Here is a 26,017-nt window from a genome sequence, read left to right as displayed (position 1 = left end):
GGAAGGAGAAAAGTAGCGATGATCATAAGTCAGGATACCTGCCTATTATGAGTACACACCATAACCCTACGAGGAATAGGAGGTGGCATGTTGACAAAACAGAATGCTATGTTCGTCACTGTACGTCAAACGCCCAAAATAAAAAAAGGTATTGGCTATCGAGCTAATTCTTTCATATTTGGGCATTGTTTGACAGTATATGATGAATGAAAAAGATAGAATGAAGGATTTCCTCGCGTTAAGAGGAAATCCTTTTTTTACTGATGACTTCCGTTTTGAAAATATGTACGAAAAGAGGATGCAGTATGACGAATATTCATGTATATACAGCACAGGAAACACAATATTTAGATACGAAAATTTGTAAGCAGCCACGCAATGAAGTTACTAAGAAAGCTACAACAAGAATGGTAATAGAATCACTTGTTGATCAATTAATAGCTAGCAATCTTCTTAGTAATGAACGATTATTTGAGCAAATTTTATATAGCAAAGATATTATTTGGATTCAAAATGAAAATATTAATGGCCACCTTTTTGCAAAGGCGGATATTACAGATCAGCTTAAAACAAAAACAAATAGTTTTATGATGTATATGCCAACAAATCCAATTGTGTATGAGGTGAATGGTGAGCATTATCATTTAATTACACGCATTGATTCGACTCGTGCAAAACCAAATTTAGAGCGACTTTCCCAAGCGCCAAAGCCAATATTAAGTGCTGCTCGGGTCAATGATTTATTGTGCTCGATCGTAATGCGCTTTTATGAAACATATTTAGAGGATTTATCACAGGTAGCTCATAAAGACAAACAACTGATTAATTTTGTAGAGCGAGAGTATCATCAATTTTTAGGAGCTGTGAAGGAACTTAATGATTATCATTTAAACTGGCACCCACGTGGTAACGGTCATGAACTACTGCTCGAATTAATTGATAATTTACAACTTTTGAGGAGCCGACCTGGCAAGGTTTTAATTGATTTTTCTAATTCCCATAGCCACATTGTAGTGGCACCTTCATATCACATTTTTAAACAAGCACAGAAAATAGTACAAGCTTTGTGAATTAAATTCGCGCGGGATGAAGGGAAATACCCGCGCGAAGGAAGTCGAATACCCGCGCGAAGGCAGAATACCCGCGGAAGGAAGTGGAATACCCGCGGAAGCAGAACAAAGTAAGCGCCAAATACAACACACCTTCTAATGAAGTCTGTGCTATGTGATAATCACAGTACATTCATTCTTTAGGAGGTTTTTTCATGACACTATCAGAACGACAAGCGATGTGGCAAGAACGGATCGCTGCCTTTCGAGCAAGTGGAGAAATGTTTCCGTAAACAGTACGTAGGCTGAGAAACTCGCACGTACGGTGTAAAGTGGGGAAAAGCCGGAGATAACGTCAAAGGCGTACCTATCCTATAAGATTCAGAAATCGTAAGTAAACATTTTTTATTATCTATTTTTGAACAATATTGATTTGATTGCTCTGTATTTAAACACCTTTAAAACAGCGTTCCACTAAGTATATTGTATTAAGCTCTAGTTTTATTTGAGGGGAATTAAATGACTTTATAAATATCCATACATGATTTCTAGGACAAAGCGCCTGAAAAATATAAAAATAAGAGGGTAGCTTTTTTGGGCTACTCCTTTATTCTTATATAAGAATAATTTTTCTGCCCAAATAAAGCCAGATTTTTGAGCTCGAATGATTATTGTTAGGTTTTGTCAGTAGTGTTAGAGTTTATAAATGATAAAACAGCCTCTTACCTTCTACACAAAGAGAAGAGACTGTTTTAACACTGCAATTCTTTTTGCTTCAGCGACGTCAATACATGACAAAGGGGGGGAAGGAACGAAAAGATCCAGTCGAAATGGTTAATATAGCATTACTGGAGACTTATAGTCACTATAACCGGATTTACTTAAGGTCTTCGGAGGAGCAAGATTATATTGCTTTATTGCGAAATGAAATGTTTGAATAAATGGTATTTTATAGGGGGTATCGAAAGTAACTCTTTTTATTTTGACTCGGTGTTTGCTTGAGGGAGATGGTACAGAGAGAAAAACTCTATTTGAATTTATTATCTTAAAATAATAAATATACAATTTTTATAATGTAAGAAATAATTCGTACAGAAAAAGGGAGGCTCCATATGTTACATAAACCACTAAAAGTATTAGCAACGTCTGCTATTTTAACAACTACATTATTTGCTCCTATCATGACAAATAATATAGTTGCTCATGCTGAAACAGCTGCTACACAAACCATACCTCAATATGAACAAAGAGAATTTGATCTTCCAGGTACAGGGAGTTATTGGGATGAAGCACAAAGAGAAAGAAGAGGACAGCAAAAAACATATACTCCAACTGGAATCTATGTCAAACCAAATGAACAAGTTACAATTGAAGTATCGGGAACAGAAAAGATTAGAGTGATTATTGGGACGCATCAATATGATAAAGAATGGGGAAAAGAGATGGAGCTTTCTCCTGGTATTAATACCATTTCCTCTCCAAATGGTGGTTTATTAGGGTTTGATAACTATCACGATACAGGAACAATTCGCGTGAAAGTAACACATGGCGGGAGCCCTATTCCATTCTTTGAATTAGGGAAGCATACGAAAGCAGATTGGGTTGCGATGATGGACAAGTATCCAAATGCACATGCCGTCCAATTGAAATCAGAGAAAGCGGTACTTACTGTTACATATGATAGTGCTAAAAAATATATCGTAGATCAAAATCCTATTCCGTTATTAGAAAAATATGATGAAATGATTCGAGCGCAAGATAAGATATCAGGGTTGTCTGAAACAGACCCAAATCCCATACATCGACCAACTCATCGCATTTGGGCTTTTGGAGAAAACCCTAACAAACTAGATTGGGGAATGTATGCCTCCCTTGATGGAGCCGTATTTACTACTGCCGGTGAAGCAATAAAAAGTGCTTTAAATGTAAATGAGTTTGGCTGGGGACAAATGCATGAAGCAGGACACGCAAGGCAGCAATACCCATGGATCTGGAATGATTTGAGAGGAATGACTGAAGTTACAGTTAACTTGTATTCTTTAGCTGCACAAAAGCAATTATTCCCGAATCAACCAACACGTTTAGAAAAAGAAGGGGATTATGAAAGAGCCTTTCAATACTTAAAACAAACAGATAAAGATTACAAAAATATTGACGACTTGTTTGTAAAACTTGTGATGATTTGGCAACTTCAATTAGCATATGGTGAAGATTTTTATCCAAATCTTCACAAACTATACCGTGAATTACCAGAAGATCAACTTCCAAAAACGGATGAAGATAAAATACAAGCATTTATTTATAACACATCCAAAGTAGCGAAACAAAATTTACTTCCATTTTTCGATCAATGGGCATTAAAAGCCTCACAAGAAACTAGACAAAAAATAGAGAATTTGCACTATCCAACATTAACTGCGCCTATTTGGGAAGCAACTGATTCTAAACGTGTTCCGTTAAACACATTACCTAAAGAAAACATGAAAGTAATTGCAAGTAGTGAAGAATCAGGGCCTGAGCCTGCAACTAATGCAATTGATGGGAATCCCTATACAATTTGGCATAGTAAATGGAGCGAACAAAACCAATTCCCATTTAATTTAACGATTGACCTTGGCGATACTCATACGATTACACAACTCGCATATCTTCCAAGGCAAAATGGACCTGCAAATGGTCGTATTCTAAACTACAACATTTACACAAGTACAGATGGTGTGAATTATCAAAAAGCAACTTCTGGAACATGGGAAAATAGCACGAAACAACAATTCGCAACATTTAATCCCGTATCTGCTAAATATGTGAAATTAGAGGTGTTAAATGGAATGAACGGATATGCCTCAGCCGCAGAAATAGATATTTTAGGAAATTAATTTATCTCAAAACGAAAAAGACGTTATCCTCTCTATAGAATTATAGAAGAGGATAACGTTTTTTCATCTCTCCAACTATCTCTTTATCAGTTCGATTTGCGTACATGTTTCATTTTAATCATCTATTTCGCGGTCTTGATATTTTATTGGTATCCCTTCTTTTTACTTTTAAAAACGTGTATTAAGTCTGATATCGATTTTAAAAATGAACAAAAGTACATTTCGATCATACTACGTTTGTTTAAAATGCTTCAAAGTGAGCTGTGGATTGAATCAATCAGAAAATAAAAAAATGAATCAAGAAGCTTTGTATTTTCAAAAAAATATATATCTAAAATCCTGACACTTTTTTCAGAATACCCGCGAAAGGAGGACGAATACCCGCGAAAGGAGGGCAAATACCCGCGAAAGGAGAACAAATACCCGCGATAGCACAGTAAATCCCCACGAAAAATAAAAAACAGGACATGATTTTGATCGTACAAATCAAAATCATGTCCTGTTTTATAAATTTAGTCAATACAATGCATCGCGGCTTGCGCTTCATGCCATGGAACGGAGTAGCCCTTTCCTTTTGCACAAAAAATACTAGAGGATGTATATTCGGGGTCGGCGTTTTTAACGTAGCCAATTTGTGCAATGATGTCTTCCGTATTGTGACATACATCATAGCCATCGAATTGTAGAGAAAGTGCGCCCTTACCATTGGTGTAGGCAGCAAAGGTTGTACTGTAGCTCATAAATGTTGCGACGGGGGCTCGACCAGTTAAAATCGCATCATGTTCAGTTAATATTGGGGCGTCGAATGTACCTGCAGCTTGTTGAATATCGGTCATCATGCGGCCGATGAAATCACTAGGTGCTTTTAGCTTAAAGCGGTAATACGGCTCTAGTAGTACATTTTCTGCTTGCTCTAGCCCTTGCCGTAATGCTCGGAATGTTGCCTCACGGAAGTCGCCACCATCAGTATGTTTAATATGTGCGCGTCCCGTTAAAAGAGTGAAGCGAACATCTGTCACAGGGAATCCTGTTAGCAGCCCATGATGATCGCGCTCGAATAAATGTTTTTCAATGAGTCGTTGATGCCCAACCGATAAGTCATCCGTATGACATGCATTGACAAATGTATTGCCAGCACCGCGTGAATTTGACTCCATCAATAAATGTACTTCTGCATAATGCTTTAAGGGCTCAAAATGACCATAGCCTGTCACCGTTGTGGCGATCGTTTCCATATATAAAATCTGTGGTTCGCTAAATGAAATGTCTAGCGAGAAGCGTTTATTAAGCACATCGATAAGAACCTCGAGTTGAATGACACCCATAATATGTACATGAATTTCTTGAAATTTTTCATGCCATAGTACACGTAATGATGGTTCTTCTGCTTCAAGTGTGCGGAAAATTTTTAATACTTCCTTTATATGCTGATCGCCTTCATATTGTACTTTTGCCTGTAATGTCGGTACTAATTCATAGGGCTGCGGGTTACTTAAATTACCAATGATATCTCCGATGTTTGCTTGACTAATCCCTTTAACTGCGAAAATCTCCCCAGCTTTGACCTCTTGAACTGTTTCATGACGGCTGCCATTGTATAGTCGAATCTCAGTCACTTTTTCTGTTACATCTCCAAAGGAAAATTCATCACGCACATGTAATGTTCCTTGCAATGCCTTTAAAAAAGTTAAGCGTTGATGACCATCATGACGAATTTTATACACCTTACCTTGGAATGGGGCATCGTTATGAAAATGTGTCTCTGTAAGTAGGGGAAGCTGTGCTAGGAATTCCTTTATCCCAATATCTTTCAAAGCAGAGCCAGAAAAACATAGAAAGGCCTTTTCCTGTTTAACCATCGTTTGTAAATGAGTAAGGCAGCTAGAGCTATCCAATGTCTCATTAAGAAAAGCATCGAGAAGCTGCTCATCACGTTCTGCAAGCCACTCCATCATATGAGGTGACACGTAGTCAGAACGGAGCGGTTCATCTACGAATAGTACATCCTTAGAGCAATCCTTTTGAAGCTGTGCCATAACGGCTTCAACATCCGCTCCTTCACGGTCAATTTTGTTGATAAAGAAGAAGGTTGGGACGTGATATTGGCGTAAAAGTTGCCACACTGTTTCAGTATGACCTTGTACGCCTTCAACCGCACTTACAATAATGATGGCATAATCCATAACTCGAATTGCACGCTCCATCTCAGGTGAGAAATCGACGTGCCCAGGTGTATCGATTAACGTATATGTATCATCTCCAAGCGTCATGCGACCTTGCTCTGCAAATATCGTAATGCCTCGCTGACGCTCAAGCTCATGATTATCTAGAAATGTGTCCTGGTGATCTACTCGACCACGTGCTTGAATACTGTTCGTATGAAATAGTAACTGCTCAGAAAATGTTGTTTTTCCAGCATCAACGTGAGCAAGTACTCCAATTGTTACATGCATAAAAAATCCTCGTTTCTATTAATTCATATCAACATTATTGTAACAGAATTGGAATGAAAAATATTTCGTATAAAAATAGTTAGTATTTATGTTTGAATAGTGTTAATATATTTATGATTATAATTTTTTGATATTTTCGGAGATTGTGAATTTGCTAATCTTTTGATATCATTTACAATAAAATAAGAACGACGTATTGGTGCAAATGATTTTGTCATTTGCTTAAAAGGGAAATCGGTGCAAATCCGATGCTGTCCCGCAACTGTAAATGGGGAGTCTATACGAGATGCCACTGTAGCCATGCTATGGGAAGGCGTATAGATGATGAACCTAAGCCAGGATACCTGCCAATATATATTTTTTACTTAAACCACGAGGATGGAGATAGTGAACAGATTGAAGCACCTTTCTTTCGCTATGCTAACCTCTTGGAAACAAGGGGATTTTTTTATGCCCTTTTTGCCTTCTAAACAAACTTACTTAGTAGCAAAGAAGTTTAATGATTTCTTACTATATATTTAAACATCAAAGGAGAAGAGGACATGAAGAAATGGAAACACTTATGGCTTGTCTTTGCAATAGCATTGATCGCTGTACTAGGCGCGTGTAACGCAAAGGACAAACCAGAATCTGCAGCAAAAGGTGAGAAGGTTGAGCCTTCACAAGCTGAAACGACAGAAGTAACAATTGAAAATAATGGAACAACACAAGTATATAAGGAAGCACCTAAAAAGGCGATTAGCTTAAATCAACACGTAACAGAAATTATGTTTGCTTTAGGTTTAGAAGATTCCATGGTAGGTACTGCATATTTAGATGATAAAATTTATGAGCCCTTGCAAGCTGCCTACGATAAAGTGCCTGTGTTAGCTGAAAAGTATCCTACAAAGGAGCAGGTTATTGATGCTGGGGCAGACTTTTTATACGGTGGTTGGAAAAGTGCCTTTGGAGAGAAAGGTGTTGGTACACCTAAAGAGCTTGAGGCATTGGGGATTCACACTTATTTACATACTGCCTCAAATATGACGAAACCAACTTTAGACGATATTTTCACAGATATCCGAAATATCGCGAAAATTTTCCGCGTTGAGGATCGTGGAGAAGCTTTAATTGAGAAAATGACAAAGGATGTAGATGCAGTACGTGCAAAATTACCGCAAGATAAGAAAGAACTGCGCGTTTTAGTATTTGATAGTGGTGATAAAGATGTCTTTACTGCGGCACAGAACTTTATGAATGAACTTGTTAGCATGGCTGGCGGTAAAAATATTTTTGGTGATGTAGAATCAGGATGGACTACGGTATCAAAAGAGAATGTAGTAGAACGAAATCCAGAAGTTATTGTTGTTGTCGATTACGGAGAAAAAACGGCGGAAGAAAAAATTAATTTCTTAAAAAATGATCCAGCCTTAAAAGAAACAGAAGCAGTAAAAAATGAACGCTTTGTGATTTTACCGCTTTCTGCTGCGTCAGAAGGAGTTCGTGCTGCAGAAGCCATTCAAGTATTAGCAAAAGGCTTCTATCCTGAAAGCTTTAAAAACTAAAAAAATCTGGGCTAGCGTTTTGCTACCCTCTTTTTCATAAGGAGAAGTATTTATGAACGCATTCCATACGAATATACCGGACAAAACCTTTGAAAAGCTAAACAATAATGGGGATTTTACTCGTCTTGCCGTAAGTCCCGGCATTATTAATAAACATTATACTCCTGCACAATTTCAAACAATAGCTAACGTTGTAGGAGAGACAGGTGCTATTAAATACTCAGCCTCTTACAGTATATTATTATCTATTCCAACAGTAGATGTAGCAACTACGATTGAAGAGCTAGAAGACGCTGGTCTGTATGTGGCAAAGCAAGGACCGATAGTAGCGATGAAGGCCTGTGACTTTTGTGATGGTGATAAGATGGAGGCAGCACCAATTACTGAACAGCTATATCATGCATTGGCAGGAATAACGGTCCCTACAAGATTACGTTTAAACGTCAATGGATGTGCCTCAGCCTGTTATAATGCGGTGTATGATGATATTGGCCTTGTTTATCAAAAGGATAGCTTTGATGTCTACTTAGGGGCAGTACCAATGGGAGCGAATGCACAAGCTGGGACGCTGTTTGCTAAAAGAGTAGGAGTGGAGCATATTGAAGGCTTTTTAAGGCAAATAATTGAGCTCTATAAGGAACATGCACGCCCGAATGAACCTTTTTATAAATTTTATCGCAGAACAAATTCTAGCGATTATTGGGAGATATTATCATCTCGTTTTACTTCAATAAAAGAGGCTGTGACAAAAGGATTTTAGCCTATGAAAAACCCGAACTATATCACGAAACGCTCATTCTGTGTTTCGTAATTGTTCGGGTTTTCTGTTTATAGTTAAAAATGATCCGTCTTTCATAAAGGACAAATTAGTTATGAGCCTCTTTCAATTACATGGTTGGTATTTAGTAAAGTACTAGAACTTAATTTTCTAAGTACTTTCCGTCACGATATGCATTACTTTCGTAAGATACGTAAGCTTGAATGACTTTACCTTTTTCTACTCTATATCCATAAAGCACTGTTGGTTCGTCATCAAATTTCACTTGTATTTCATATCTATTTGATGTTGTTGACAATGAATCTTTGTCTACACTAATTTTCCAAGATGCATTTGGGTATTTTTCTTCTAAATGTTCTTCAACCATATGAGTATATTTATTATATTTTGCGTCCTGTATATGTGGACGAACGATTAGTAATACTGCATAGCTTAATAGGATAATAGCTACAAAACTATACAAAATTATTTTTCCTCTTTTTCTAAAAAAGAATGAGATTACGAAAAAGAAATAAATAATGCCAAAGACAAAAGATAACTCTAATGCTTTTTTAAATCCATATATCTATCTCCTCATAAAATCAAATTTAATTAGATTTTTCTATTTTAATTATAGCCTATGTAATATACCATTGCTCCAAAAAAGTTGAGGTTAATAAGAGTGCCTTCTTTATTGAAGGTGGATTAGATTTACTACTGACCCAAAAGTTCAACGAGTTCTTTCGAGAGTTTTAGAAGGTCTTTGTTGTGTAGATCCAGCGTTTTCACGACTATGTAATAGATGAACGTTTAGGGGATGGATTTGCATAGCGTTTCTTGGTTTATGTTTCATTTTTATTCTGGATCATCGAATATTCTTTAAGCAATTCATCGATGATCGCCTTTGAAAAAATTTTATACGCGGAGAAGAAATAGAAAGTTGGATTATTTTCAGATTTTTCTGAAAAAATAATGACAATTTAACTATGTCATGATATGGTGGTTAAGAAAACGTTTTCGTAAAACGTTTTCTTAAAGTGTGATTTTATAGTAATAGTAGGTGAAGATTATGAAACGATGGACCATTAAAGACATTGCGAAAAAAGCTGGTGTTTCCATTACCACTGTTTCGCGAGTGTTGAATGAAAAAGAGGAGGGAATGTCCCTAAAGACACGTGAAAAGGTGCTTAAAGTAATGGCGGAGGTCGATTTCCAGCCTAACCAATTTGCTCGTGGTCTAGTTACGAAGCAATCGAAAATATTTGGGTTGATTATTCCGAATATTTCTAATCCATATTTCCCTGAATTGTGTCGAGGGGTGGAAGATGAAGCGAATGAAAGAGAATATAGTTTAATCATCTGTAATTCTGATGATCAATCTGATAAAGAAAAACGATATTTACGACTATTAGAAGAACAACAGGTCGATGGTATAATTTTTTCGGCAAAAGATTATTTGGAGCCATCGGATGAAGAGCAATTATCGCGTGCAAAAATTCCTTTCGTTCTCGTCGATAGGGGAAAGAATGAAAAAAAACATTCCAGTGTCTTTTTAGACAATGATAAAGGTGGATATTTAGCAGGAAAACATTTAGTAGAACTGGGACATAGAAAGATAGCATGCATGATTGGACCAAGGTCTATATCTTTGACTAATGAACGTTTAGCAGGTTTCAAAAGAGCACTTTCAGAATCAGATGTCGAACTATTGCCATCACATATTATTGAAGGGGATTTTCAGATGGAAATGGCGTACCAAAAGTCCAAAGACCTCCTTATGAAAAAAGAAGTGACAGCAATATTTGCCTTTAATGATGTAATGGCATTCGGTGTTTACCGTATGGCTCACGAGCTTGGTATTCATATACCAACGGATTTATCCATCGTAGGTTTTGATGATATCCCGTTAGTATCCGCTTTAATACCTACGCTTACTACAATTCGTCAGGATACATATCAAATGGGGCGGGAGGCTGTAAAACTTTTAATACAAAAACTTGAAAATAACGAAACGACATCTGTTATGTTTAATCCGACTCTGGTAATACGAGGAAGTAGTACATCACCGCTTATCATAATAAAACAACCAGAAATATAGATTATCTAAAGGAGTGAATTTGATGGGAAAAATACCAGTAATTATTGATTGTGACCCAGGAATTGATGATGTAATGGCACTATTATTAGCCTTTTCCCGAGAGGATCTGGATATAAAGTTAATTACAACGGAACCAGGAAATCAAACGCAAGATAAAACGGTCTACAATGCTAGAGCTTTCACAAGCTATATTAAACAAAATATTGAAATCGCAAGGGGGTTGGATCATCCTTTCTTCCGTGAACTGGAGGTTGCGGATGATGTTCACGGGGAAAGTGGGTTAGGAGAAGTCATTTTACCGGAGCCTGATTTACTTGAAAGTGATAGAACTGCCATTAATGCTTTAAAAGATGTTTTAATTAAGAGTGAGGAACCGATCGTTTTAATCGCAACGGGTCCACTTACAAATATCGGAGCATTGTTGCTTGCTCATCCAGAAGTAAAAGAAAAAATTAGCTATATTTCGTATATGGGTGGTGCAGCTGTAGCCGGCAATATGAGTCCTTTTGCAGAATTTAATGTATATGTTGATCCACATGCAGCCGATATCGTTTTTCGTTCAGGAATTCCTATTATCATGAGCGGACTTGATGTTACTCATAAAGCGTATGTCAATATGGAAGAGTTGAATCAAATTGAAAGTATGGGCACAGATTTATCACAAAAAATTGGTGCAATGCTTCGCTTTTATATACAAAATGCAAAAAATAATGATTTCCAAGAAACTGATTTTGAAAATGGGTTTCGTTTGCATGATCTCTGTGCCGTGTCTTATGTTGTCACTCCAGAACTTTTTGAAGGGGAAGATTGCTTTGTAGCGGTTGAGACAGAAGGGCGTCATACTGTTGGTGCGACCGTCGTAGATTATATGTACCGTTCAGGAAAACCTCATAATGTAAAAGTATTGCACTCGGTCAATCGTGAAGCTTTTGTCAATCAATTTATGGAAGCGGTTGCAAAAATGGGCCGTCAAATCGGTCAATAATAAAAAAAGGTGGGATACCAAAATGAAACGTAGTTTTAAAGATGACTTTAATATGATGTCTATGCTTCTTATTCCAATTGGTGTAGCAGTGAACATTGTCGGTTTTCAAATTGCTAACGTTTTAAGGCTCCCTATTTTTCTTGATACGATTGGAACCATTTTAATCGGGGTCGTTGCTGGTCCTTGGGTTGCTTTACTTGCTGGCTTAATTACTAACCTTATAAATGGTATTTTCAATCCTACGTATTTTCCATATGCCATTACATCGGTAGCGATTGGTTTAGGAGTAGGGTACTTGTCTAAAACAGGAATGTTTAAAAATATTCCTAAAACGATTATTTCCGGAATTGTCATTACATTCATTGCTGTTATCGTATCTGCTCCGATTACAGTGCTCGTTTTTGGTGGAGCTACTGGAGGTACAGGAGCTATTCTTACAGCTACCTTCCTTGCTTCAGGACAAAAAATTTGGAGTGCCGTATTTGCCTCATCCTTTATCTTTGAAATAGCGGACAAAGTAGTGTCTGCTCTAATCGTTTACTTTATTGTAAGAAAAATGTCTGATCGCTATTTATCGAAAATGAATTACGGGACTCTATATATGAAACGTGAAGGCCGATAATTGTCTCATTCTCTCTTTCAGTTCTGCCTGAGCGGAAAGATCTACTTTTTCTGAGGAGGGTTCATCGTGCAGAAAAATCGCATTCAACAGCTGCATCCAATGACTAAATTCTTCTTTGCATTACTTGTTTCAGCTGCCGTTCTTATAATTCCTGGGTTTATATTCTCATTTCTAGTTTTTCCAATTTTACTTGTTATAGCTACCGCTGCTGGCATTGTGAAAGAATTTTTTGGAACGGTCATGAAGGCTTTGTTATTTTTACTAATCATCATTTTCTTCATGCAGCTCCTTTTCTATCCAGGTGATCATGTGATGGGACAATGGGGAATATTCAAGTGGACTGAGGAAGGCTTAAATTACGGATTAACGCTTACTTCTCGTATTCTGGCGATGGGTTCTGCCTTCATATTATTTTTCCGTTTGACAGAGGTTCGTGACTTTGTAAAATCGTTAGAAGACGCTGGCCTCCCACCAATGGGAGCTTATGTTGTTTTATCAACATTGCAAATTATTCCTGAAATGCGACGCCATGCAAACACTATTATGGATGCTCAAAAAACACGTGGGGTTGAAACGGAAGGGTCTATGTTAACGAGAGCGAAAGCATTTATCCCAACCTTAACTCCTCTTATTTTATCATCTATATCAAGTACTGAAGAACGAGCAATTACTTTAGAATCGAGAGCGTTTTCTGCACCAACAAAGAAGACAAGTTTGCATAAGCTGACAAAAAGTACAGCTGATCGAATTCTACCATTCGTCTATATTATTATTTTAATAGGATTGGTGTTATGGAGGATACTCAGATGAATTCTATCATTGAAATGAAAAATGTTTCCTATCGATATCCAGTCAGTGAGGATTGGAATATCAAAAATGCGTCTTTTACAATTGAAAAGGGTAAATTTACAGCCATTATTGGTAATAACGGTTCCGGTAAAACGACTCTTTGTAATATCATACGAGGATTCATTCCACATTTTTATAAAGGAGACCTTGAAGGGGACGTTATTGTCGATGAGAAAAAAATAGTAGAATACCAATTAGGTCAATTAGGAGAAAAAATTGGCTATGTTTTTCAAAATCCTTTCATCCAAGTATCAGGAGTAAAAGATACTGTCTTTGACGAAGTAGCGTTTGGGCTTGAAAATTTAGGTGTAGAAGAAAATGAAATTATAGATAGAGTAAATGAAATATTAAAGCTTATTAAAATCGAGCATTTACGAGAAAAACATCCAATGGGGCTATCAGGTGGTCAACGTCAACGTGTTGCACTTGCTTCAATCATCGTCATGAATCCCGATATTCTTGTCATTGACGAGCCAACATCTCAGTTAGACCCAATTGGAACGGAGCATGTATTTGATATCATTCGTCTCATGAAAGAACAGGGAAAAACCATTATCCTAGTCGAACATAAGATGGACTTAATTGCTGAATATGCAGACAATCTAATCGTCCTCAACAATGGAGAGATTGTTTTACAAGGTCCAGTGCGAGAAGTTTTTGCGGACCCACGCTATGGAGAATATAACATTCAATACCCTCATGTAACTGAGGTCGCTCTAAATTTACAAAGAAACGGTGTTCAATTAAAATATGTCCCTATTCGCGATGAGGAATTATCTGAAAGCATAAGTTGGTCAGGTGTAGGGGAGGGTGCTTATGACTGAACTTCAATTGAAAAACGTTAGTTTCGCTTATCCCGATGGAACAAAAGCATTAGAAAATTTGACACTTACAGTTCCAGCTGGAAAGCGCCTGGCGATAATTGGACAAAATGGGGCCGGAAAAACAACCGCAGTAAAACTGATGAACGGTCTACTAAAGCCAACTGAAGGTGAGGTATATGTTGGGGATTGGCATACAAAAGATTATACGACAGCTCAAGTATCTCGAAAGGTTGGCTATGTATTTCAAAACCCGGACGATCAAATTTTCCATAATAATGTGGAATTAGAAGTACAGTTTGGACCTAAAAATATGGGCTTTGATCCTGAACGTGTAACAATGCTAACAGATTGGGCGATGGAATTATGCGGAATTAGGAATGTTTCTCACGAAAATCCTTATAATCTCCCGTATTCCGTACGTAAATTTGTTACTATTGCTTCCGTTTTAGCAATGGATTCCGATGTGATTATTTTAGATGAGCCGACAGCTGGACAGGATCGAATTGGATTAGAATTATTAAGTAAGCTTTTGGATGAATTAGAGGGCAAAGGAAAGACGGTTATTGCGATTACGCACGATATGGAATTTGTCACGGATTATTTCTCTCGAATTGTTGTAATGGCAAATCGTAAAATTATTGCAGATGATGTTTCAGAACAAATTTTTTATAATCATGCGATATTAGAAGAAAGTATGCTGAAGCCACCTGCAGTTGCTAAAATGGCCAACTTATTGGGCTTGGAGAAAGGTATTTTGACAAAAGGCCAATTATTATCCGTATTAAAGAAAAGAGATTTTATGAGAGGACGATAAGTGGCATGGATATTACATTAGTCGGGAGCATTAATATAGATCTTGTGTATCGTGTTCCTTATATCGTAAATAGTGGGGAAACACTTCACAGTGCGACTTATAGCGTTCATTTCGGTGGAAAAGGTGCTAATCAAGCTGTAACAGCAGGCCAGCTCGGAGCAAATGTTCATTTTATTGGAAAAGTAGGCAAAGATGATTTCGGGGAACAAGCGATCAACAATTTACAAGATAAAGGGGTTTATGTTGATTCCATTCGAAAGGAAGGAGCTACTGGGCAAGCAATGATCCAAGTGACAGATGCCGGTGATAATGCGATTGTTTTGTTTTCTGGTGCAAACTTTTTAGTTACTCCTAAACAAATTGAACAGGAAGCTGCTATCATTTCTTCAAGCAAAGCACTTCTTCTCCAACTTGAAATACCGCTTGATGCAGTTGAAAAGGCAGTGGAAATCGCATCTCAACATGGAAAAATCGTCATCCTTAATCCAGCACCATTTCAAAGATTACCAGATTCTTTGTTGAAGAACATTACTTTTATAACTCCGAATGAAACAGAACTTGCACAGTTGACGGGGATTGAAGTGACAACAGAAGAAAATATTCGCTCCGCATGTAGGTTATTGCTAGATAAAGGGGTCGGAACGGTAGTCGTTACACTTGGATCTAGAGGTTCTTTTTATATGAACCACAAAGAAAGTGGCTGGGTTCAAGCGTTGCGTGTTGACACGATCGATACAACTGGTGCGGGTGATGCATTTAATGGAGCTTTGGCAGTAGCACTATGCAGGGGGAAGTCGCTTCGAAGTTCGGTCGTTTTTGCCACGAAAGTTGCCGCTTTTGTCGTTACTCAAATGGGTGCACAACCACTTATCCCAGAATCAATTTTGAAATAAAAGATGTCCGTAGCTTTTCGTAATTATTGCGAAGCAGCTACGGTATTTTCAATGTACTTCACGCTATTGTAAAATCCTCTCTGGGATAAAAAAACAATTTCTCCTTAAAAGCAGGAATAATACTTAGGGTGTCGAAATATTCTACTAAGTAATGAAATTTCAACACAAAGGGGATTAACAATATGACTTTGAAACAAGGGATTCAACCAGAAGATCTATTGCAATTAAAATCAGTGGCAGATCCACAACTATCACCTGACGGAACAGAAGTTGTGTATGTGGAGACGCATATTGATGAGAAGAAAAAGGACTACGTATCTAATTTATTTTACATAAACTTGCATGAAAAAAAGCCACAACAATGGACATTTGGAGAAGATAAAACGAATTCACCAGTTTGGTCTCCAGATGGCAGTAAAATCGCATTTGTATCAACGAGACATGGCAAGCCACAAATTTTTGTGCTTTCTAAAGCGGGTGGGGAAGCGAAACAACTTACTCATTGTAAAAACGGTGCGACATCGCCTGTTTGGTCTCCGTGTGGTAAGAATATAGCATTTTCAGTAAAGCTAGGTAAAGATGACAGCATTTATGATAAAGCTGAAAATGATAAGAAAGAAGATAAAGAACTTAAACCACTTGAAATAGAAAAGATGAAATATAAGTCAGATGCTGCTGGTTTTATTGATATGGAACAATTTGCTCAAATTGCCATCGTCAATCTGGCATCTGGAGAATTAGAGTTAGTGACGGAAGGAAAACATAATTTACAACTTGGTACATGGTCTCCTAACGGAAAATATCTTTCTTATATTGCTGACTTAACAGAGGATCTAGATTTTTCATTTGTGTGTGATATTTACTTATTGGATTTAGAGACGAAACATGGTCGCAAGTTAACGGAAGGAACGGGGATGTTCTATCTTACTTCATGGTCTCCGAATAGCCGTTACGTAGCTTATGTTGGCAGTGAACGAGAATTTGAAAATGCGACACAAGCAAAGTTATGGATTTATGATTTGGAAAATAACAATATGACATGTGTAACGAGTGAATTTGACGCGCCTGTCGGTGATTTTGTTGTCGGTGATTTCCTGCAAGGTGTCGTTGCTCCGCGTGTCCAATGGTTGGATGATAATAAAAGCTTTTACTTCCAAGTGACAGATCAAGGAAATACAGCTATTTATTTTGGCAATTTATCTGGAGAATTATATCCGGCTATACATGATGATCAGTATGTTTATGGTTTTTCACTTGATCATAAAAATGATAAAGCAATAGTCGCGATCAGCACTACTACAAATCCTGGCGATCTATTTTATGTCAATTTAAATACTGGTGAAAAGGAACAGCTTACGAAAGTTAATGAAGAATTTTTAAAGTCTAGAGAATTATCTGTTCCAGAAGCAATTGAATATGAAGGGGCAGATGGCTGGAAAGTAAGCGGTTGGATGATGAAGCCTATTGGCTATGAGGAAGGGAAAAAATATCCTCTTATTCTTGAAATCCACGGTGGACCGCACGCTATGTATGCCAACTCCTATTTCAACGAATTCCAAATCCTTGCTGCACAAGGTTATGCGGTTCTCTTTACGAATCCTCGCGGAAGCCATGGCTACGGTCAAAAATTTGTTGATGCAGTTCGTGGTGATTATGGCGGCAATGATTATAATGATCTAATGGCCGCTGTTGATTATGCATTGGAGCATTATGATTTCATTGACAAAAACCGTCTCGGGGTGACAGGTGGGAGCTATGGGGGCTTCATGACAAACTGGATTGTCGGTCATACAAATCTCTTTAAAGCTGCTGTTACGCAACGTTGCATTTCTAACTGGATTAGCTTTTACGGCGTAAGTGATATCGGCTACTACTTCAATGACTGGCAAATCCAAGCGGGACTTGACGATATAGAGAAGCTATGGAATCATTCGCCACTTAAATATGTAGACAATGTGGAGACGCCACTGTTAATTTTACACAGCGAAAAAGACTATCGCTGTCCGATTGAACAAGCAGAGCAGTTATTTATCGCCTTAAAACATCGTAAAAAAGAAACTAAATTTGTTCGCTTCCCTGAATCCAATCACGAGCTTTCTAGAAGCGGAAAACCAACGTTAAGAATCAATAGACTAGAATATATTAGAGATTGGTTTGTGGAATATCTATAAAATAAATATAGGTGGCCAAAGAAGTAAAAATACATCTTTGGCCACCTATTATTTTTACATGCTTTGTTTAACAAAAGCTGTTTTCGTAAAGATTGTTGCTCTTCAACTAACGGCGCATGTTCGTTGAAGAAGGAATTAAAAACTTATATCTTCAAAGGAACATCTTTGACGCAAAGAGTAAAGGCGAATCCACAGATGGTTTCCTAAATAATTTCAAAATTTTTGAACGAAATGAATCATCGCTCCGTCTAATGGAGGAAGGAGGCGAAAAGGATGGAATTTGAAATCGTGCAGCGTGCTATTCGTGGGGATCATCAAGCGATACTTTCACTTATTGAAATGGATGAAGATATTTTATATCGCATGGCTTTTACATATCTGAAAAATGAGCAAGACGCTTTAGACGTCATGCAGGACCTAGTTTACAAGGCGCTGAAAAAAATGCATACCGTTAAACAGCACGAATATGCCAGAACATGGCTCGTGCGCGTCTTAATCAATTGTTGTAAAGACCATTTACGAAAACGTCAACCAACTATTTCAATTCAAGAACACCACCAAGTTGAATGGGTCATCTACTCTGATATGGAGCGGTTATTGGAACATTTATCCTTGTCGGAGCAGCAACTCGTCTATATGAAATATTTTCAGCAACTAAAAAATAAAGAAATTGCCGAGCTAAATCATATTCCGGAGGGTACTGTAAAGTCTAAGCTTCATCACATACTAAAGAAGCTTAGAAACTTCGCTGGAGAAAAGGAGGACTGGCTATGAGTAAACTACCGATTGACGTTCCAAAGGAGAAACTTCAACAAGTTAGGATGGATATGTTTCGTAAAGTTCAACGAGAAAAAAGAGCAAAGAAGCGCATTGTTCCGGTTGCAATAGCCTTTTTGCTTTGCTTAAGCCTTTTATTTTCAATTCGTGTTTCTCCTACGATTGCTAGCTATGTTGCAAAAATTCCTGGCTTTCAACAAATTGTATTAGCGGTTGTAAGAGATAAAGGGATAAAAGATATTGTGGACAATGGATACTATGAAGAAATCAATACGACGCAGTCTAAAAATGGTCTATCACTTACATTGCAAGGTGTGATTGCAGATAATTCTGGATTAGTACTTTACTATGACGCCGATGCAACATTTGATATGTCGGAATTATACTTGGAGGAAGTTAAATTGTTCCAAGGGGACAAAAAAATTGAAGGCGGAGCTTCATTTACAAATCATCAATCAAATCAAACACGCTTCTCTTCTTCAGTAGACTATAGTTTTCCAGAGCCTTTCGCTTATACTTCAAAGGATTTTAAAGTGGTTTTTCGTTTTTATGAAAAAGATAAGGGAAACATTGAAATGACGATACCGTTTTCACTACAAAACGAAATCGCAAAGGAAAAAATTATTACTGCGAATCGTATTGTAGACGTCGGTGGTCAGAAATTTACGATTACACAAATTCGCCGTTCTCCACTAAGAACGGCAATCGATATTGAATTAGATGAAGCGAATACGATGCAAATTTTAGCGCTTGATGATATTGCGGTCGAGACGGAAAATGGGGAGCGAAGAGAAGCGGTCGTTAAAAATGCCATGTATATAAGCCGAAATATTCGCGACGGCAAATTCACACTAAATTTACAAAGTAACTATTTCCATGATTCAGATTCGCTCAAAATATTAATTGGAGCTGTTCATGCCGTTCCAAAGGGCGAGGATTTTATCGAAGTTGATTTTGGCACAAAAGAAGTACTCACGAAGCCCGAATATTTGGATTGGGATATTTCTTTGCAGCAAGGTGTATCCGTTGCTGCAAAGAAATGGGATGATAGAGTGCGACATTCGTTTCTAAATAGTGCTGTAAAAGCAGATGGCACACCGTTAGAATTTACAGGTGGCTCTTACTCAGATGATGAGCAGTACCTATATGCAACGGAGAACTTTGAAAATTATGATGGCAAAGCAAAAATATATTTAAACTATTACTTCAATCCTATAGGAAAAAATATTGAACTGGATATTCCATTGAAATAAAGTAAAGATGTTCAAAAAGGCTCTCCTTTTTGAACATCTTTTTAATTTTTCATACTTGTTGCTGGTTAGTTGAAGAATCAGTTAGAAACTTTTACGCTTTAGGTTCGTATAACTATTTATTAACATTATTGATTTTGCAAAATAATATATGAGGTGAATAAAAATGTATAAATATATGTATGTAGAAGCAAAGGTTGCTGGTTTATTTTCAATGGATAGTCATAGGGAATTAATCGATAAGTATAGTAAAGAAGGCTGGAGATTTGTTGCTGCTATTCCTAAAAGTAGTGGGTCATATGGTCAGATTAAAGCAAATGATTTGGTTTTTGAAAAATATGAAGAAGAACAATAGTTTTCTTTTCTAGGAATATGTGAATGAGGATCATTTCTTCTTCGACTAACGTTTGCTTGAGAAATATCAAACCAAAAAACAGAGTTGATTCTTCTACACATTTTGTAGAGTAACTCTGTTTTTATGTTTCAACAGCAACAATCTTTTAGAAAACAGCCTTATCAAAAGAAGAATTAAGGTGAAGAAACTAAATCATCGGAAACATCTTTTTGAGAACTGGGCTATTCATTAATTATTCCATAATACACCAAATCCTCGTGTTTACCATCTTTAATGATATGATCCTTTAAAATTCCTTCTTGTTTCATGCCGATCTTCTCCATTACTTTTCCTGAAGCAGGGTTTGTTGAAAAATATCGGGCAAACACTTTGTGCAGTTTCTTTTCTTCAAAAGCAAATTGTACAATCGATTGTGCTGCCTCCGTGGCATAGCCTTTTCCCCAATATTCCTCGCCAATCCAATAGGCTATTTCACCATGATTAAAATGTTTATTATTCGATAAAGCAATCGCTCCGTATAATTCACCAGTGTCCTTATCTGTGATTGCAAATTCGTACGAAAAATCCCCCATGAAATTTTCGTAATGATGTTCCATCCATGATAACGCATCATTTAAACTATATGGATAAGGGAGGTACATGGTGCTTTTATAAATATTATAGTTATTGCAAAGCTTTGCAACCGTTTCTGCATCGGATGTTTGAAATAATCTAAGAACAAGTCTTTCTGTAGTAATCATTAACTTTCCTCGAACATATCCCATTCAATCTTCTCCTTTAGTTTATTATTTGACTTACATCACCAAAATTAGCGAGTAGGGGAATGAAGGCTAAAAACATCACGTCCTGTGATAACGCATTCGTGATTAACATCGCGTTAGCCCGACGCCCCCTGGAAGCTCTGCTCTGCGCGAAAGCGAAGCGCCAGCGGCAAATGTTTTCTGTAGCGAAAGCAAAGCGGCAGCAATTGTTTTATCTGTGCGAAAGCGGAGCGACAGCAACAACAAAGCGCCCAGTCGGAACGGAAATCAACCACACGTTTTGGTGATGATCCTATAATTTGTAAATTACATTGTATAACATACGGAAAATTCTAACAATGGAATGAAAGGATTTATCTTAATATTTTTCCCAAACAAAAAGACAGAATCATTGGGAAGTGATTCTGTCTCGGCTCATTTAGTTAAGTTTTTTAATAAAAACAACCTTTAAGTAATTGAATTCTGGATATTCACGTGGGGCACGGAAATCTTTTGGTAAGCTATATTCTTCAACAATTTTATAGGCTGTTTTAGTTTCTTTAAATGCTTGGTCAATAAAGCTTTTGAACTTTTTCATTCCAAAGCTTGCATTGTTCGTTGAGGCAACAATGATACCATTTTTCTCCGTAATAGCGATTGTATCTACGAGTAATTTAGGGTAGTCTTTCGCAGTTGAGAACGTTCTTTCCTTCGTACGTGCAAAGCTAGGTGGATCTAATACGACAAGGTCAAATTTTAAATTGTGGCGCTGAGCATATTTAAAATAGTTAAAGACATCCATTACTTTAATATCCTGTGATTCGTAGTCAATGCTATTAACGCTAAATTGCTCAATTGTTTTGGCTAAACTACGCTTTGCAACATCTACACTTGTTGTTTTTACTGCTCCTCCAAGTGCCGCGGCAACAGAAAATGCCCCCGTATATGAGAACGTATTGAGCATATTTTTACCTTCTGCATAACGTTCACGAATGGCAAGTCTTACTTCTCGTTGATCGAGGAAAATACCTGTCATGGCTCCATCGTTTAAATTGACAGCGTATTTCATACTATTTTCCGTTACGATAATCGGAAATTCGCCAGGTGTTCCCATGACGAAATCGTCTTGTTCCATATACTGGCCTTTCGTATCGAAACGTTTTTTCTCATAAATGGCTTTGTAATCTACTGTCTCTGCTAGTGCTTCATATACCATTTCTTTAAACGAATAAATGCCAGCGCTATACCAGCCCACCATATAGTAAGAGTCGAAAAAGTCGATTGTTAAACCGCCGATACCATCACCTTCGCCATTAAAAATTCGAAAGGCTGTTGTTTGAGAATCGTTGAAAAACGCTTCTCGATTTTGAATGGCCTTTTTAAATTTTTTCATAAAAAAGGCTTTGTCTATTGTTTCGTTAACATCGTTTGTTAATACCCAACCAATACCTTTGTTTTGTAAGCCATAGTATCCTGTGCCAATAAAACGGTTATGAATATCCGTTAGTCTTAATAGAGCACCTTCTTCTTTAGGAAGGTGGCGTGCATCAACTGCATCTTTTGAAATGAGCGGATAGCCTTTTTTTAATTGATTAGAAAAGGGATTGTTAATTTGTAAAGCAATAGTTTGTGTCATGTTGTCATCCTTTAAAAAACATTTTGCTCTATTATCGCATTCTTTTATGCTGATAGACAAACTTATTTCACGAAATTAGCAATTTTTTCAGCTGTTTCAATCGTTGCTTGTTCGAAAAAATTCATTTTACTAAAGTAACTATGGATTAAACCAGTCATTTTTACATGCTCAACAGTCACTCCGGCAGTCGTTAGCTTTTGTGCGTAGGCAAGACCTTCATCGTAAAGGACATCTGCCTCTGCAGCTATAATGATCGTTTTCGGTAAAACACTTAAGTCGTCAATTTGAAGTGGGGATACAAGTGGATCCATATAGTTTTCTTTATCTGTGTAATGACCTGCAAACCACTGCATTCCTTGTTTGTCTAAGCCGTAGTGTTCCCCGTAAGCATTGTAAGAAGTCGTTGTAAAATCTACATTGACTACAGGATAAATAAGTGCCTGTGCCTTAATCGCTGGTCCATTTAATGTCGCAGCTAAGTAAGCGACAACTGTTGCTAAGTTTCCGCCTGCGCTATCACCAGCGACTGTAAGATTTGCGGTATCTCCACCAAAATTTTCGATGTTTTCGTAAACCCATGCGAAACTGTCATAAGCATCGTAGAGTGGTGTAGGGAATGGATATTCTGGTGCTAGGCGATAATCAACCGATATAACGATTGCTTGGGCTTTTTCAGCTAATAGTTGACAGCCTGCATCCGTAGAGTCACAATTTCCAAAAACCCAACCGCCTCCATGATAATAAACAATGACAGGAAGTTTTTTATTTAAAACAGGTCTATAAATACGCACATTAATTTGTGCTCCATCTCGAACTGTTATTTTTCTATTGTCAATTGCCGCAAGCTGTGGGCTATGTGGTGACGTCCATTTTGGCACTATGCGAACGGCTCTCGCTTCTTGTGGTGTTAAATCATAGTACTGTATAGAAGATTCACTTGCTTTAATATAACGGATCGCTTCATCTCTTAATGTTGTCATCTTCATCAATCCTTTTAATTACGTTTGTTAATTGTATTATAAACTATTCTTATAAAATTACTAGGATTTAGAATCGAAAAAGAAAATAATTTAATTTCCAAGTAGAAATAATCTGATTGTAAAGTAAAATTATGTTTATAATATATTGAACGATAGTATTTGGAGGGACAATATGATTTCTTTAATTGTGGCACATGATAATAATTATGTGATTGGCTATGAAAATGGCATGCCGTGGCATTTGCCTGGAGATTTACAATATTTTAAGGAGAAAACGATGGGGAAGCCAATGATTATGGGGCGTAAAACATTCGAATCCATCGGTAGACCGCTTCCTGGTCGACGCAATATTGTCATTACGCGTGATGAAAACTATCAGGCGGATGGGATTGAAGTGGTGACAAGCTTAGAGGGTGCCCTCGCCCTTGCTGGGGAAGTTCCAGAAATTATGATTATTGGCGGCGAGCAAATTTTCCGCTTATCCATGGATATCGCAGATCGCTTGTACATTACAAAAATCAATCATTCGTTTAATGGGGATACATACTTCCCGAAATATGAGCAGGATTATGTACAAGTATCCTCAGTGGAGCCAGAAACAGCACCAGAGGGTTACACATTCCAATATCAGATTTTTGAACGGAAATAATCAGGTCTATGCGGTGAGTGTGTGCACATCAATTTTCAAAACGTTAATAGGATTGTTGATATAACAATGTTTACAAAGGTTTTTTGGTTCAACTCAATAATCAATATTTCAAAGCATCGGCATCTTGCTGGTGCTTTTTTTCAGTCATTAATTCCAGATAATACTTTTGGGTCGTTTGAATATTAATGTGACCTATGAAAATAAATGGCATAACATATTTAACTTTAAATATGTTATGCCATTTATTTACCTATCTTTCATTAATTCAAATCTATATTTCCTGATTTTGTTACAATTTGCATCTTATGATCACCATTACCTGAAAATCGCTGCAATCCCTTTTTTGGCTGTGAATTGCCGTATAGAGTTAAGTCAATTGATTGTCTACCACTGTTTGTTTGGATATCTAAATCTAAATTAGGCTGTTTTTCATCAAAATTTACTGCTACCTTACCACTTGTGGTTGTTATTTTTACATCATTATTGAATTCTATAAAATGAAGTTTAACATGACCACTACTTGAGCGTATTTCAATGTCATTTTGAATTAATTCCTTTCCAGTAACAGTACCAGAAGATCCATCCAAAATTATTTTCTCCTTGAATTGCATAGGTATTTTAACTTCTAAAGTCGGTTTTTTACTAAGGTTAAATAAGCGTGTAATATCAGTATCCAATTCAATCGATAACTGTTTTGAAGATTTCACTAATATTGCACCTGGTCCGTCATCATAAACCGTTAAAAATGCTTCTAGTTCATTTGTTTCGCTTGGAGAAAACATAACATCTGTACTTGCAAAGTTTATCTTAATCTCTTCTATATCATCTATGGATTCTTTATTTACGATTATTTCTTCCTCTCCTGTTGAACAGCCTGCAAGCATAATTAGTACTAAAAATAAACTTATGGTTGTTTGTTTAATCATTTTCCTCCCTCCTCGTAACCTGATTATATAAAATGACGTAAGGTCAGTTTCAACTTTTATGCAGTAAGATGCTTAAATTAGTTGAAAGTGACGTTGCGTCATCTTTTATACTGTTATTAGAGCTTTTACTTTAATAAAAGGAGAATCCTATTATGAAGAAAGACGATATTATTATTTATGCTTGCGTTATTATTGGAGCGGGAGTAGGTTTAATTTTTGATTATGCTTTTCCAGGGGTGCTAATTGGCTTAGGAATTGGTTACGTATTAAAAATCTTGTTTTTTAATCATACAAATGAATAAGAAAGTAGGGTATTAGCTTGTTTCATATTAACGAATTTAAAAAACTGAGCGGTGTATCAGTTAGAACCTTGAGATATTATGACAAAATAGGACTTCTGAAACCTGTAGCAAAGACTGAAGGAGGTCATCGATTATACACAAACACTGAGTTGAAGAAACTTCAGCAAATACAATTCTTAAAAACGATAGGATTTCAATTAAGTGAGATTAAAATGATGTTAGAGTCCGAAGAGTGGGATTGGTCCAATAGTTTAATGAAACAACTATCTTATGTGATAAGTGAAAAGGACCGTCTTTCAAAGATAGAAATGAGTTTAAGGGAGCTAATAAACGGTATAGCAATTGATGGAGAAGAATTTAGGATTAAAAAAATTATGGATTTATATAATAACACTACCGTCGCATGAATTTTAACTGAAATTTCAGATTTATTCTCCCGCCTTTTTAGAGTAAAAACGAAGACATGT

23 protein-coding genes, 1 pseudogene and 2 riboswitches (1 of these 26 only partly in view) are annotated in these 26,017 nt (G+C 36.9%); of the genes and pseudogenes, 18 read left to right on the top strand and 6 right to left on the bottom strand.

The genetic code is table 11. From position 1 onward, the window contains the following. Positions 1 to 61: riboswitch (cobalamin riboswitch) on the top strand (it extends 89 nt beyond the left edge of the window). Positions 62 to 305: 244 nt separating this feature from the next. Both AMS59_RS22585 and AMS59_RS22580 read left to right on the top strand, forming a co-directional pair. Beyond that, entirely contained in the window at positions 306 to 1,070 is a 765-nt protein-coding gene (locus AMS59_RS22585; RefSeq protein ID WP_053485951.1) for a hypothetical protein, read from the top strand. Between the two features lie 1,091 nt (positions 1,071 to 2,161). Further along, entirely contained in the window at positions 2,162 to 3,925 is a 1,764-nt protein-coding gene (locus tag AMS59_RS22580) for a M60 family metallopeptidase (protein WP_053485950.1), read from the top strand. Between the two features lie 512 nt (positions 3,926 to 4,437). On the opposite strand, the gene AMS59_RS22575 is transcribed toward AMS59_RS22580, so the two are convergent. Further along, positions 4,438 to 6,378 (bottom strand): translation factor GTPase family protein, encoded by a 1,941-nt coding sequence (locus AMS59_RS22575; RefSeq protein ID WP_053485949.1) that lies wholly within the window; start codon positions 6,376 to 6,378, stop codon positions 4,438 to 4,440. Between the two features lie 180 nt (positions 6,379 to 6,558). Next, positions 6,559 to 6,745, top strand: a riboswitch (cobalamin riboswitch). A 175-nt stretch (positions 6,746 to 6,920) separates the two neighbouring features. Between AMS59_RS22575 and AMS59_RS22570 the strand changes: the two genes are divergently transcribed. Together AMS59_RS22570 and AMS59_RS22565 are read left to right on the top strand one after the other, a co-directional pair. Then, complete coding sequence (locus AMS59_RS22570; protein ID WP_053485948.1) at positions 6,921 to 7,922, top strand: ABC transporter substrate-binding protein; 1,002 nt, start codon at positions 6,921 to 6,923, stop codon at positions 7,920 to 7,922. A gap of 52 nt (positions 7,923 to 7,974) precedes the next feature. Beyond that, positions 7,975 to 8,682 (top strand): precorrin-3B methylase, encoded by a 708-nt coding sequence (locus AMS59_RS22565; protein WP_053485947.1) that lies wholly within the window; start codon positions 7,975 to 7,977, stop codon positions 8,680 to 8,682. Positions 8,683 to 8,842: 160 nt separating this feature from the next. Here AMS59_RS22565 and AMS59_RS22560 read toward each other — a convergent pair whose 3' ends face one another. Further along, entirely contained in the window at positions 8,843 to 9,163 is a 321-nt protein-coding gene (locus AMS59_RS22560) for a hypothetical protein (protein ID WP_053485946.1), read from the bottom strand. A gap of 585 nt (positions 9,164 to 9,748) precedes the next feature. Here AMS59_RS22560 and AMS59_RS22555 point away from each other — a divergent pair. The 11 genes from AMS59_RS22555 (at position 9,749) to AMS59_RS22505 (ending at position 20,317) form a co-directional block, all read left to right on the top strand. Beyond that, entirely contained in the window at positions 9,749 to 10,777 is a 1,029-nt protein-coding gene (locus AMS59_RS22555) for a LacI family DNA-binding transcriptional regulator (protein ID WP_053485945.1), read from the top strand. Between the two features lie 22 nt (positions 10,778 to 10,799). After that, a complete protein-coding gene (locus AMS59_RS22550) occupies positions 10,800 to 11,762 on the top strand; it encodes a nucleoside hydrolase (protein WP_053485944.1) in 963 nt (320 codons plus the stop codon). 22 nt (positions 11,763 to 11,784) lie between these two features. Further along, the gene (locus AMS59_RS22545) at positions 11,785 to 12,384 is read left to right on the top strand and encodes an ECF transporter S component (RefSeq protein ID WP_053485943.1); all 600 of its coding nucleotides are present in this window, start codon (positions 11,785 to 11,787) and stop codon (positions 12,382 to 12,384) included. A 66-nt stretch (positions 12,385 to 12,450) separates the two neighbouring features. Continuing rightward, the gene (locus tag AMS59_RS22540; RefSeq protein WP_234007887.1) at positions 12,451 to 13,194 is read left to right on the top strand and encodes an energy-coupling factor transporter transmembrane protein EcfT; all 744 of its coding nucleotides are present in this window, start codon (positions 12,451 to 12,453) and stop codon (positions 13,192 to 13,194) included. Then, complete coding sequence (locus tag AMS59_RS22535) at positions 13,191 to 14,057, top strand: energy-coupling factor ABC transporter ATP-binding protein (protein WP_053485942.1); 867 nt, start codon at positions 13,191 to 13,193, stop codon at positions 14,055 to 14,057. The genes AMS59_RS22540 and AMS59_RS22535 overlap by 4 nt, the downstream gene beginning before the upstream one ends. Continuing rightward, a complete protein-coding gene (locus AMS59_RS22530) occupies positions 14,050 to 14,871 on the top strand; it encodes an energy-coupling factor ABC transporter ATP-binding protein (protein ID WP_053485941.1) in 822 nt (273 codons plus the stop codon). Before AMS59_RS22535 ends, AMS59_RS22530 begins: the two co-directional genes overlap by 8 nt. 5 nt (positions 14,872 to 14,876) lie before the next feature. Further along, a complete protein-coding gene (gene rbsK, locus AMS59_RS22525; RefSeq protein ID WP_053485940.1) occupies positions 14,877 to 15,764 on the top strand; it encodes a ribokinase in 888 nt (295 codons plus the stop codon). Between the two features lie 182 nt (positions 15,765 to 15,946). Continuing rightward, positions 15,947 to 17,935, top strand: coding sequence for a S9 family peptidase (locus AMS59_RS22520; RefSeq protein ID WP_053485939.1), 1,989 nt, complete (start codon positions 15,947 to 15,949; stop codon positions 17,933 to 17,935). A 273-nt stretch (positions 17,936 to 18,208) separates the two neighbouring features. Beyond that, positions 18,209 to 18,709 carry a sigma-70 family RNA polymerase sigma factor gene (locus AMS59_RS22515; RefSeq protein WP_053485938.1) on the top strand — a complete coding sequence of 167 codons (501 nt, stop codon included), beginning with the start codon at positions 18,209 to 18,211 and terminating at the stop codon, positions 18,707 to 18,709. Beyond that, positions 18,706 to 19,965 (top strand): DUF4179 domain-containing protein, encoded by a 1,260-nt coding sequence (locus AMS59_RS22510; protein WP_053485937.1) that lies wholly within the window; start codon positions 18,706 to 18,708, stop codon positions 19,963 to 19,965. The genes AMS59_RS22515 and AMS59_RS22510 overlap by 4 nt, the downstream gene beginning before the upstream one ends. Before the next feature lie 163 nt (positions 19,966 to 20,128). Continuing rightward, positions 20,129 to 20,317 carry a DUF4177 domain-containing protein gene (locus AMS59_RS22505; RefSeq protein ID WP_053485936.1) on the top strand — a complete coding sequence of 63 codons (189 nt, stop codon included), beginning with the start codon at positions 20,129 to 20,131 and terminating at the stop codon, positions 20,315 to 20,317. Between the two features lie 221 nt (positions 20,318 to 20,538). Here the strand turns inward: AMS59_RS22505 and AMS59_RS22500 are convergent, their stop codons facing one another. The 3 genes from AMS59_RS22500 to AMS59_RS22485 form a co-directional block, all read right to left on the bottom strand. Beyond that, on the bottom strand, positions 20,539 to 21,081 hold the full coding sequence (locus tag AMS59_RS22500) for a GNAT family N-acetyltransferase (protein WP_053485935.1): 543 nt from the start codon (positions 21,079 to 21,081) through the stop codon (positions 20,539 to 20,541). Positions 21,082 to 21,496: 415 nt separating this feature from the next. Next, a complete protein-coding gene (locus tag AMS59_RS22490) occupies positions 21,497 to 22,693 on the bottom strand; it encodes a class I SAM-dependent rRNA methyltransferase (protein WP_053485933.1) in 1,197 nt (398 codons plus the stop codon). A 62-nt stretch (positions 22,694 to 22,755) separates the two neighbouring features. After that, a complete protein-coding gene (locus AMS59_RS22485) occupies positions 22,756 to 23,673 on the bottom strand; it encodes an alpha/beta hydrolase (RefSeq protein ID WP_053485932.1) in 918 nt (305 codons plus the stop codon). A gap of 172 nt (positions 23,674 to 23,845) precedes the next feature. Here AMS59_RS22485 and AMS59_RS22480 point away from each other — a divergent pair, with 172 nt between their 5' ends. Then, positions 23,846 to 24,322, top strand: coding sequence for a dihydrofolate reductase (locus tag AMS59_RS22480; RefSeq protein ID WP_053485931.1), 477 nt, complete (start codon positions 23,846 to 23,848; stop codon positions 24,320 to 24,322). Between the two features lie 260 nt (positions 24,323 to 24,582). On the opposite strand, the gene AMS59_RS22475 is transcribed toward AMS59_RS22480, so the two are convergent. After that, complete coding sequence (locus AMS59_RS22475; protein ID WP_053485930.1) at positions 24,583 to 25,248, bottom strand: DUF4097 family beta strand repeat-containing protein; 666 nt, start codon at positions 25,246 to 25,248, stop codon at positions 24,583 to 24,585. Between the two features lie 152 nt (positions 25,249 to 25,400). Between AMS59_RS22475 and AMS59_RS26030 the strand changes: the two genes are divergently transcribed. Then, on the top strand, positions 25,401 to 25,550 hold the full coding sequence (locus AMS59_RS26030; RefSeq protein WP_053485929.1) for a hypothetical protein: 150 nt from the start codon (positions 25,401 to 25,403) through the stop codon (positions 25,548 to 25,550). Between the two features lie 17 nt (positions 25,551 to 25,567). Continuing rightward, positions 25,568 to 25,933, top strand: a pseudogene (locus AMS59_RS22465) (MerR family transcriptional regulator); the annotation flags it as partial. Positions 25,934 to 26,017: the final 84 nt, after the last annotated feature.

This window comes from Lysinibacillus sp. FJAT-14745 (assembly GCF_001275675.1).
In the GTDB taxonomy this organism is placed as follows: Bacteria; Bacillota; Bacilli; order Bacillales_A; family Planococcaceae; genus Lysinibacillus.
The sequence above is the reverse complement of the archived record's forward strand: the minus strand, read 5'-3'. Positions and strand labels throughout refer to the sequence as shown.

Excerpts from the sequence above, each read along its gene's own strand:
- AMS59_RS22575 (WP_053485949.1), bottom strand. The coding sequence starts at position 6,378 with ATGCATGTAACAATTGGAGTACTTGCTCACGTTGATGCTGGAAAAACA.
- AMS59_RS22555 (WP_053485945.1), top strand. The coding sequence starts at position 9,749 with ATGAAACGATGGACCATTAAAGACATTGCGAAAAAAGCTGGTGTTTCC.
- AMS59_RS22515 (WP_053485938.1), top strand. The coding sequence starts at position 18,209 with ATGGAATTTGAAATCGTGCAGCGTGCTATTCGTGGGGATCATCAAGCG.
- AMS59_RS22535 (WP_053485942.1), top strand. The coding sequence starts at position 13,191 with ATGAATTCTATCATTGAAATGAAAAATGTTTCCTATCGATATCCAGTC.
- AMS59_RS22580 (WP_053485950.1), top strand. The coding sequence starts at position 2,162 with ATGTTACATAAACCACTAAAAGTATTAGCAACGTCTGCTATTTTAACA.
- rbsK (WP_053485940.1), top strand. The coding sequence starts at position 14,877 with ATGGATATTACATTAGTCGGGAGCATTAATATAGATCTTGTGTATCGT.
- AMS59_RS22520 (WP_053485939.1), top strand. The coding sequence starts at position 15,947 with ATGACTTTGAAACAAGGGATTCAACCAGAAGATCTATTGCAATTAAAA.
- AMS59_RS22545 (WP_053485943.1), top strand. The coding sequence starts at position 11,785 with ATGAAACGTAGTTTTAAAGATGACTTTAATATGATGTCTATGCTTCTT.
- AMS59_RS26030 (WP_053485929.1), top strand. The coding sequence starts at position 25,401 with ATGAAGAAAGACGATATTATTATTTATGCTTGCGTTATTATTGGAGCG.
- AMS59_RS22490 (WP_053485933.1), bottom strand. The coding sequence starts at position 22,693 with ATGACACAAACTATTGCTTTACAAATTAACAATCCCTTTTCTAATCAA.
- AMS59_RS22500 (WP_053485935.1), bottom strand. The coding sequence starts at position 21,081 with ATGGGATATGTTCGAGGAAAGTTAATGATTACTACAGAAAGACTTGTT.
- AMS59_RS22505 (WP_053485936.1), top strand. The coding sequence starts at position 20,129 with ATGTATAAATATATGTATGTAGAAGCAAAGGTTGCTGGTTTATTTTCA.
- AMS59_RS22475 (WP_053485930.1), bottom strand. The coding sequence starts at position 25,248 with ATGATTAAACAAACAACCATAAGTTTATTTTTAGTACTAATTATGCTT.
- AMS59_RS22510 (WP_053485937.1), top strand. The coding sequence starts at position 18,706 with ATGAGTAAACTACCGATTGACGTTCCAAAGGAGAAACTTCAACAAGTT.
- AMS59_RS22485 (WP_053485932.1), bottom strand. The coding sequence starts at position 23,673 with ATGACAACATTAAGAGATGAAGCGATCCGTTATATTAAAGCAAGTGAA.
- AMS59_RS22480 (WP_053485931.1), top strand. The coding sequence starts at position 23,846 with ATGATTTCTTTAATTGTGGCACATGATAATAATTATGTGATTGGCTAT.
- AMS59_RS22550 (WP_053485944.1), top strand. The coding sequence starts at position 10,800 with ATGGGAAAAATACCAGTAATTATTGATTGTGACCCAGGAATTGATGAT.
- AMS59_RS22585 (WP_053485951.1), top strand. The coding sequence starts at position 306 with ATGACGAATATTCATGTATATACAGCACAGGAAACACAATATTTAGAT.
- AMS59_RS22530 (WP_053485941.1), top strand. The coding sequence starts at position 14,050 with ATGACTGAACTTCAATTGAAAAACGTTAGTTTCGCTTATCCCGATGGA.
- AMS59_RS22565 (WP_053485947.1), top strand. The coding sequence starts at position 7,975 with ATGAACGCATTCCATACGAATATACCGGACAAAACCTTTGAAAAGCTA.
- AMS59_RS22570 (WP_053485948.1), top strand. The coding sequence starts at position 6,921 with ATGAAGAAATGGAAACACTTATGGCTTGTCTTTGCAATAGCATTGATC.